The sequence below is a fragment of the Novosphingobium sp. BL-S-21 genome, assembly GCF_055521655.1.
The window spans coordinates 811,037-819,459 of sequence record NZ_JBVFVP010000003.1 but is presented as its reverse complement, the minus strand read 5'-3'; the positions used below and the strand labels follow the sequence as shown (position 1 = coordinate 819,459).

Annotated in this window: 7 protein-coding genes; 5 read left to right on the top strand and 2 right to left on the bottom strand. The window is 56.7% G+C overall.

Going from position 1 to position 8,423, the window contains the following annotated elements; all coding sequences use genetic code 11:
* The first annotated feature begins 61 nt into the window (after positions 1-61).
* The 4 genes from ACZ1J6_RS26035 (at position 62) to asd (ending at position 3,758) form a co-directional block, all read left to right on the top strand.
* The gene (locus tag ACZ1J6_RS26035; protein WP_465128868.1) at positions 62-493 is read left to right on the top strand and encodes a DUF488 domain-containing protein; all 432 of its coding nucleotides are present in this window, start codon (positions 62-64) and stop codon (positions 491-493) included.
* 391 nt (positions 494-884) lie between these two features.
* Positions 885-1,145 (top strand): hypothetical protein, encoded by a 261-nt coding sequence (locus ACZ1J6_RS26030; RefSeq protein WP_465128573.1) that lies wholly within the window; start codon positions 885-887, stop codon positions 1,143-1,145.
* Between the two features lie 167 nt (positions 1,146-1,312).
* The gene (locus ACZ1J6_RS26025; RefSeq protein WP_465128572.1) at positions 1,313-1,471 is read left to right on the top strand and encodes a hypothetical protein; all 159 of its coding nucleotides are present in this window, start codon (positions 1,313-1,315) and stop codon (positions 1,469-1,471) included.
* A gap of 1,435 nt (positions 1,472-2,906) precedes the next feature.
* Positions 2,907-3,758: an archaetidylserine decarboxylase gene (gene asd / locus ACZ1J6_RS26020; protein ID WP_465128867.1), complete on the top strand. Its 852-nt coding sequence runs from the start codon at positions 2,907-2,909 to the stop codon at positions 3,756-3,758.
* A gap of 213 nt (positions 3,759-3,971) precedes the next feature.
* On the opposite strand, the gene ACZ1J6_RS26015 is transcribed toward asd, so the two are convergent.
* Positions 3,972-5,846, bottom strand: a complete 1,875-nt coding sequence (locus ACZ1J6_RS26015) for a glycoside hydrolase family 15 protein (RefSeq protein ID WP_465128571.1) — start codon at positions 5,844-5,846, stop codon at positions 3,972-3,974.
* Positions 5,843-6,958 (bottom strand): Gfo/Idh/MocA family protein, encoded by a 1,116-nt coding sequence (locus tag ACZ1J6_RS26010; RefSeq protein WP_465128866.1) that lies wholly within the window; start codon positions 6,956-6,958, stop codon positions 5,843-5,845. The genes ACZ1J6_RS26015 and ACZ1J6_RS26010 overlap by 4 nt, the downstream gene beginning before the upstream one ends.
* 371 nt (positions 6,959-7,329) lie before the next feature.
* Here ACZ1J6_RS26010 and ACZ1J6_RS26005 point away from each other — a divergent pair, with 371 nt between their 5' ends.
* Complete coding sequence (locus ACZ1J6_RS26005) at positions 7,330-8,412, top strand: catalase family protein (protein WP_465128570.1); 1,083 nt, start codon at positions 7,330-7,332, stop codon at positions 8,410-8,412.
* The last annotated feature ends 11 nt before the right edge of the window (positions 8,413-8,423 follow it).

Here is an 8,423-nt window from a genome sequence, read left to right as displayed (position 1 = left end):
GCATAAGCCGGACATTGTTCGCACCTATTTTATTCCGCCACATCTCACCTATATCGATACAATGCATATTTTCACGATAGGTTATGAAGGGGCAACCCAATCAGCGCTCATTGACGCTCTGAAATCAGCGGCCGTTACGCTGCTGGCTGACGTCAGGGCAGTTCCGCTCTCCCGCCGACCAGGATTTTCAAAGAACGTTCTGGCGGCTGGATTGCGGGAAGCAGGGATTGACTATATCGGCTTAAAGGCCCTTGGCACGCCTCCCGAAGGCCGCGAAGCCGCGCGGAAGCATAATTTCCAGAAACTTGCCGCCGTATACGCAGGCCAATTGGAACTGCCGGAAGCGCTGGCCCAGATGGCGCAGCTGCGTGCTTTGGCGTTGGAGAGACCCACCGTGCTCCTGTGCTTCGAGAGAGATCCAGCTTGCTGCCATCGCTCTCTTCTCGCCCACGCGGCCATGCCCGAAGCCAGGATCAGCCACCTATATGCTTGAGCGGGACTTTCAAATGTTGGGTCTCGGCAAGGTAGCTCCCGCGAGAGATCAAGCCACTATCGCTGGAGGAGCTTCCGACTGGGATAGGATGAGACGGCAGAAGATTTGACTAGCGGGCGCGGCAAGTTGGAGCTTTTTCAGAGGTTATCTTACCACCAAGCCCGTTTCTAGACTAGCGAGCCCCGGCATTGTCTCGTCCGCTGGAACGCCCAGGTAGGTAGGCGCGGCAACGATGAAAACTTTGTAACAGAGCAGTGCCGTTGATCCATGATAACGATTGTTTGAACATATTTCCTGTAATTTTCAAAAAAAAACGTCGTGGTCGCAAATTGTGCAGTAATGTTCATACGGGCGGGATACGATAGATATGAATACGTATATGAATTCGCGAGTGGATAATCTGGAAAGGGCGGCGCTTGAGTTTGAGGGTGCCCAGTTTGCTATCCGCCATATCCTGGCAAACTTGCTATCGCGGCTCGACCGGCACGACGCCGAGGAGTGTTTGCGCGAGCTCCAATTCACGGGCCGCGAACATGGGATCGAACTCGGCGATGCGCGGCTTAAAGGCTATCTGTCGGAACTAGATGAGGTCAAGGCCTTTAGCGGGATCGCGAACGATCATGCCGTCAAGCAATTGAGGCTCGTCCGCTAACGATGCCGCCATCAAGCAAGATAAGCGCTTTTCGTATGAAAATTTGCAAGGATGGGGATATCGAGGCCAAGACGGCGTCTTGTAACCAATAGGCAAGTCCGAAAAGGGCCACGTCATGTGGATACCCGGACGAATTCGTACACTCGAGCAAAAGAAGCACCGGTCCGATGTCCGATGTCGCCACGGCAACGTTGATGTTAGCGCTTGCGCTGAGCGTAGCCGCAGCGCTGTACATGAGCGAGACCGCGCAGGCACATATTCCAGGGGTCGCCGATGGCGCCGATTTGCACGCCAGCATGCCGCTCGATGCGCGCTGGCCACGATAAGCCCACCGTTCGCAGCGCCCTTGCAATCAATTTCGAAGGGCGCCTGGAAAGCCGCAAAGCCAAGCGATAAAATGGGCATAACCTAGCAACTCGCCGCGAACTCTCTTGTCCCATGCGGCCGATTGGCAAATAGCACGCGCCGTGCAGCGGCCCCCCAGCCACTGCTCAGTGCGAGTCACCTTGGCGAGATTAAGAAATTTTGGCAGTGACATGCGCACGGCGAAGTGTGATCCGCCGTAGAAAGGCCGAGAAGAGCGCCCCCCGTGATTCTCGGCCTTTTTCATATTGCTGATGAATGCATACTGTAACCTATCTGTCGGCGAATTTCATTGTCCATTAACCTGTTTGGGGCACTCGAAGCGTTCGGTAGGAACGCGTCGTTGGTAGTCTCCACCAGTGCAGTCCGACGCGCTCTAGCGAATGGGCCGCTTTCCGAAAGGAAGGCGGCCCTCCCAGACTGAACACTGCAAAAGGCTTTATTACCCGCTCGGCGGGCTGTCACGCAGAGTCGGCAGATCGAGCGAGACGGCGACGCAGCTGGAGGTCTGCGCTTCGACGATGGACCGCACCTGCAGCGACACCGGGATACGCAGAACTGCGGCCTGCGCGCGGCGTTGATTGTTTGAAAAGTCGCCAGTGCGGGACGGCTCCGCAGCGTCCGAATGTCGCATCATGGTTTGCAGTACATGCGAGCTGGACTTCGGCCTCAGCTTCCGTACCTGGAGCGCAGCGCCGTGTTTCTAACAAGCTTACGGAGGAACCGATCGCGAACCCACGTCGTTGCTGATCTTGGATCTGGATGGATCAAGTTTCGCAGCATGGCTTTCTTCCGCGTTCGCGGTGCCGAGCGGTCAGGGGGCCGCTGCCTTTGAAGATCGGAGCGGCCCCCGCGGCTCCCAAAATGTCATCAAGGTCGTTTGAGATGTACAGGTTGCTGTTTTTCAATGATCACCAAGTCGTGGCCGAGGAGACCTGGGCCGGCCGCTCACTGGAAAGCGTGATAACCCATGCTCATAATGCCCTGATACGGGGGCCCGCGACCAGATTCGAGATTACCCGGCGAGCAGATGGCCACGTCGTCTTCAGGGGGCCGTCGATTTTTATCGCACCCGGCAACAGCAAACCCTCGGTAAATATATAGGTATCTGCGAAAGATGGCAAAGTCGGTTCAGACACGAAATCGCAGGGCGTCATAACGTTTGTGAGGTGCAGCGCGGCGATCCTGCGTACTTGTGAAACTTGAATGCCGTCAAAATCTCGTTCGATCAATCACGGCTTCTCGCCATTCGGTCGTTCGCAGGGGTCACGCGAGATCGCCGTCGTCAGCTGCGTAAATTCAGCCTATGCCCCAGATAGAATCACCTGTTCATCCCGGGATGCCGATCCATCTCAGGAACTGCAAAAATTAGCTGCGAGCGCAACCCAGAGGCTTACCTTGTCCGACCGCTTTAACCTATTGCTACAAAATCTCCTTCCTAAGCAGGCGATTACAAGTGCTGCGGGCCGCGTCGCGGGCGCAAGCGCCGGTCGGATCACGACCCGCTTGATCCGCTGGTTTGTAAAGAAATACGGCGTGGACATGACCGAAGCTGCAAATGCAGACATCGGAAGCTATAAAAGTTTCAATGACTTTTTCACCCGGCCACTGCGTCTCGGCGCCCGTCCGCTTGCGCTCGCGGATTTCGTCTGTCCGGTGGACGGCGCGATCAGCCAATTCGGAGCGATCGACGATCATCAAATCCTGCAGGCCAAGGGACATCGCTTTACGACTGCGGAGTTGGTTGGGGGAGACAAAGAGCTTGCAGCCAAATTTCGTCATGGCGCATTCGCCAACTTATATCTTTCGCCCAAGGACTATCACCGTCTTCACATGCCATGTGACGGGTGGTTGACTCGAATGATCTATGTGCCGGGAACACTTTTTTCGGTCAATCCGGCCACTGCAAGAAGCATTCCGAACCTGTTTGCGCGCAATGAGCGCGTGGTATGCGTTTTTGAATCGAGGCACCACGGTCCGTTTGTAATGGTGCTGGTAGGCGCAACAATCGTTGGCAGCATTGCGACAACCTGGCACGGGGTGGTGAACCCAAAACGCGTCCAAAACCCGTCTGAGTGGACCTATCCCGAGCCGCGTATCCTTATAAAGCAGGGTGACGAGATGGGCCGCTTTCTGCTTGGTTCCACTATCGTCATGCTGTTCGTTGAAGGCGCGATCGCCTTCAACGAGAATTGGGCCCCGCAGCGGCCGGTTCGCCTCGGCGAGGTGATGGGCAGCAGCAAGGCCTGATATACTAATCACCTACCGCTCCCGGATTTTACGACCCAAATGCACCCGCGTTCTTCGCCTTTGCCGACCGTCGTCACGAAGGCGCCGGGGCAGATAGCTGCTGGCCGCAAGATATCTTTATCCTATTCAGGTGACCTTCGCTGCGCGGATGTGCTTCTTCATGCTCGTCGGATCACTTTTTAAGGCATTCATCGGGCGACATGATGCAGTGTGCTAAGCTGGTTGAAATGCCTCGCCCTTCGACGGTGGGCTAGTGCTAAGAACATCCATTGTCATGACATACGCGAGATGCGACAGGCCTTGCGGCAAATTGCCGAGATAGGATCCGTCCTGAGGGTCGATCATCTCGGAAAGAATGCCTACACCTCGGTTCAATGTAGATTCCAATTTGGTTAGCATTTCATGCGCGCGGCCCTGCCGCCCCAGAAGAAGATGTGCCTCGATGATCCAGAAGGTACAGGCCAGGAAACATCCTTCTTCTTTTTCAGCCCCGCTGTAGCGGTAATGCCAACTGCCGCGGCCAAGTTCGCTCTCGATTGCGTCAATTGTTTTGGCCAGTCTTTTACGGCCTTCGAACCCAAACCGCACCATGAGGGCAAGCGAAGCATCGAGCCGTTCCGATCCAGGATGAAGGACATAGGCCTGACGCTTTTGAGACCAGCAATTCTCATCTATCCACGATGCTATCCGGTCCCGTTCGCGCGCCCACCGGTCCCGGCAGGTAGTAGGTAGCTGCCCCGCGTCAGCAAGGCATACTGCTCGAGTGAGGGCTTGCCAGCAGCTGACCTTCGACATTGTGTAATGCTCGAGGGTTTCGAGTTCCCAAATGCCGGAATCTTTTTGCCGCCAGCTATCAGCGCAGCGATCAGCGAGGTGAGAAAGGGTTTCCGCACTCGACGCATCGAGGATGTTACCGCACTCCACAAACCGCGCTGCGGTTTCGAAAATGTCTCCATAGACCCCGTGCTGAGCTTGATCGGTTGCAATGTTGCCAACCCTGACAGGGCGCGAACATCGATAGCCACTGACGTCAATTTCTCTCACATCGGGCACTATGCCTCCCGCAAGAGTATAACAGACGCGTTGGCCGTGTACTTCCAGCCGTTTAAGCAACCAGGTAAACGCCGCCTTGGCCTCCGGCTGAGCTCCGGCTGCGAGGAAAGCCTTTATCGTATAGCCGGCATCGCGCACCCAGGCGTAACGATAGTCGTAATTCTTCGCGCCGCCGATCCCTTCAGGCAGCGAGCTTGTCGCGGCCGCCGCAATCGCCCCGGAGGGCGAAAACAGCAGCAGCTTGAGGACGAGTACGCTACGGATGAAAGCTGGCCGGTTTTGTCCGCCATATGCGACGCGCTCCGCCCATGCTCGCCATTCGGCATCGGAAACATCTATTCGCTCGTCAATGTCTTCTACGGGCGGCACTACCAAGGGTTCACCTTCGCCTGCGATCACTGCAATGACCTCACGCTGGCCTGAGCGCACGGCAAACGAGCCTACTACCACCTCGTCGCTGCGATCTACTGCCACTCCGCCGGAATGAAGAAGAAGTCCCAAAACGTCGCCAACATGAAACACCGAGTGGCGCCCGATCTGCGACTGGTATGGACTCGCCGCCCGGCCCCTGCGGCCCGGCCTCATTTCCAGCTGGAAACGCACAGTGCCATTGATTCCTTCGATCCGGCGGGCAAGTTCTGCCCACGGCAACCGACCTGCGGTACCGCTGTTAATCGACTCCGTGAGTTTCGCGGATCCCGAGGCCGTCGTAAACACCGTCTCAAGTACGTTGCTGTCTGGAAGATACCGCCGTTCTGTCTCGTACGGCTCGTCGGGGGTAATCACAAAGCGGCCGCCCTCCTCGGCATCCAGCAGTCTGTCGAAGAGGGGCGGCGAATCCAGATTGGGAACGCACCACCAATCAATCGAACCATCAGCTCCGGACAGCGCAACCGTACGGCCATCGCCCAGCGCACCGTATGCTTCCAGCGCACCGTATGCTTCCAGCGGAAGATACCCATCTCGGCGCAGGCCTGCTCCCGAGCGAATGCCGGCTACCGATCGTACCTTTGTCAGCAAGCCCGTCACGGTCATGCAGATTGCGGTATCACGCTTATCAGCTCCTCTTCGCCAGGCTCTCTCGCCGGCTTCAACTGAAGAGCCTGATCCGGCGTTATTTGCCGGCTGCGACGCACCGGCTCAAGCATAACGACACTGCCGGTTTCCAGCGAGCGCTCGACAGCGTCGAGAACCCGCATATCCATGTATCCCTCCTCCGCGTCAGCTTCAGGCTGACGATCGTTCAAGATGCAATCAGAAAAGTACTGCGTCTCGTTGCCAAACTGCTCGACAGGTTCGAAAGCGTGAGTCTTGCTTCCTTGCGCCGTGGTTTCCTTATAGGAAATGCCGACTGTCGGGCCAAACATGAAGCATGGCGAGGCCTCGATCGTTGCCTTGGTTCCGATAAGGGTAAAGCTTTCGGCCGGTGCAGTGGCGTAGCTTACTGTGAACTGAGCCAAACGATCGCCCGGGAAAGTGAGCGTCACGGCAACAGTATCGTCGAAGTTAAAGCCGCGGCCCGGGGTTCTTGTCCCCACTGCATATACCGAGGTGGGTTCATCGCCAAACAAGTTGCGGACCGCATTGAGCGGGTAGGTTCCCATATCCGGCACCGGCCCCCCCCAATATCCATTGTGCCCACGTGAGTTCTCTTCCGCGACGTCTTGCGTGAAAATTGCTGTGAACGCGCGAAGATCGCCGAACTCACCCCCTCTGGCCCGCGCCACCATTTCCACGGTTCCAGGCTCGTGATGAAGCCTGTAGGCAATCATCAGCTTTGCCCCCGACCGTTTTTGCAAGGCCATGATTTTCTCGGCATCGGCAAGACTGGCCGCAGCGGGCTTTTCCAGAAGAACATGGATGCCAGCCTCCAGAGCGGCAGTTACAAAATCGGTATGCAGCGCGTTTGGCGTCGCAATATAAACCGCATCTATCTCGCCCGAGCGAAGAAGCTCGTTGTATTGATCATAAGACCAGGCCTTGATCTTGTATTTTCCAGCCAAACTCTCCGCTTTTATCGGATCGCCAGTTACCAGTGCGGCGAGCTTGGAATTGTCCGTGCGCCCGATCCCGGGCATGAAAGCCTGCTGGGATATCTGCCCGCCCCCGACGAGGGCGTACCGCACCTTTTCCTTGCTCGCGAACATGCAGAACTCCTGTGCTGAAAGGGATTGCAAAGCTAACGTTTGCAATTCCGGATTGGTTGCGGTGCACAATGGGGTGCGTTCTCAAATCCAAACTCACACGCGAACGCTGACCCTGCACTTCCTGCCGCTCCAAAATGGCGCCCCGAAGTTGCTTCGAAAAAAAGTCCGGGGCTCGAACTGTCGGACGAGTCGCTGAAATCTCAATTGCAGAGCGCGCGATTGCGACGTTGCGTGCTGCGAGAGCGCCGACCACCTTACCTGCGGAAGTTCTATGGGAGCCAAGCGAGAGCCTGAGGTGTTTTCATGTCATATCTGCGTTCTTGAAAGCGCGGGCCCTCGCCTCGTTTTGATCACCCAGTGGAGTCCCCTTTATGGCTCTTGCGTCTCCTATCCCCTACTCGCCATCGCTCGAAACCTACCGGCCGGACGAAGATCAAACGATCGACGAAATTAATGAAACTTTCGACGAGATCATGGAGACTACCGCGAAGGACTATGGTCATGCAGTACGGTCGGTTCATGCCAAGGCCCATGGGTTTATCAAGGGTACGTTGACCGTCGTCGAAGGATTGCCGGGCGAACTTGCCCAAGGCCTGTTTGCAAATCCTGCCACACATGATGTTGTGATAAGGCTTTCGACAAACGCTGGCGACTTGCTGCCGGACAGTATCAGTCTGCCGCGCGGTATGGCGATCAAGGTCCTCGATGTTGAGGGCGAGCGGCTGCCTGATGCCGAAGGTACAACGCAGAATTTCGTATTGGTCAATGGGCCTGTATTCCAGACACCCACGGCCGACAAATTCCTCGCAAATCTAAGGCTACTGGCGAAGACCACTGACAAGCTGGAGGGAACCAAGGAAGGCCTCTCACGCGTCCTACGCAGCGTTAACACAGCCTTGGAAGCCATTGGCATCGCGAGCCCCAAGGTGCAATCGCTCGGCGGGGCGCCGAATTCGGATCCACTGGGGGAGACATATTTCAGCATCACGCCCTTTCGGTACGGCCATTACGTCGCCAAATTCAAGTTAGTGCCGGTCTCGCCGGGCCTCACGGCCAGGACAGGGACGACAATCGACGCCTCCCACAGCCCTGATGCGATCCGTGAGGCCGTACGCGCAGGGATGAGAACGCTGGAAGCTCAGTGGGAGCTACGCGTCCAGCTCTGCCGTGACCTCGAAAAACAACCTATCGAGGATCCGACAGTCGAATGGCAGGAATCCGAAAGTCCGTTTGAGACGGTGGCTGTTCTTCGCGCCGACCCCCAAGACAGCTGGGATGAAACTTTGGTCTCAGCTGTCGACGAGCGGATGCGCTTTTCAGTTTGGGTAGGTCTTGAAGCACATCGCCCGCTTGGGAATATCAACCGGGCGCGTAAAGCGCCCTACGAGCATTCAGCCGCATTTCGCTCGCGCTTCAACGGATGCCCGATCCACGAGCCTTCCGGGCGAACATAAGTGAATTCCAC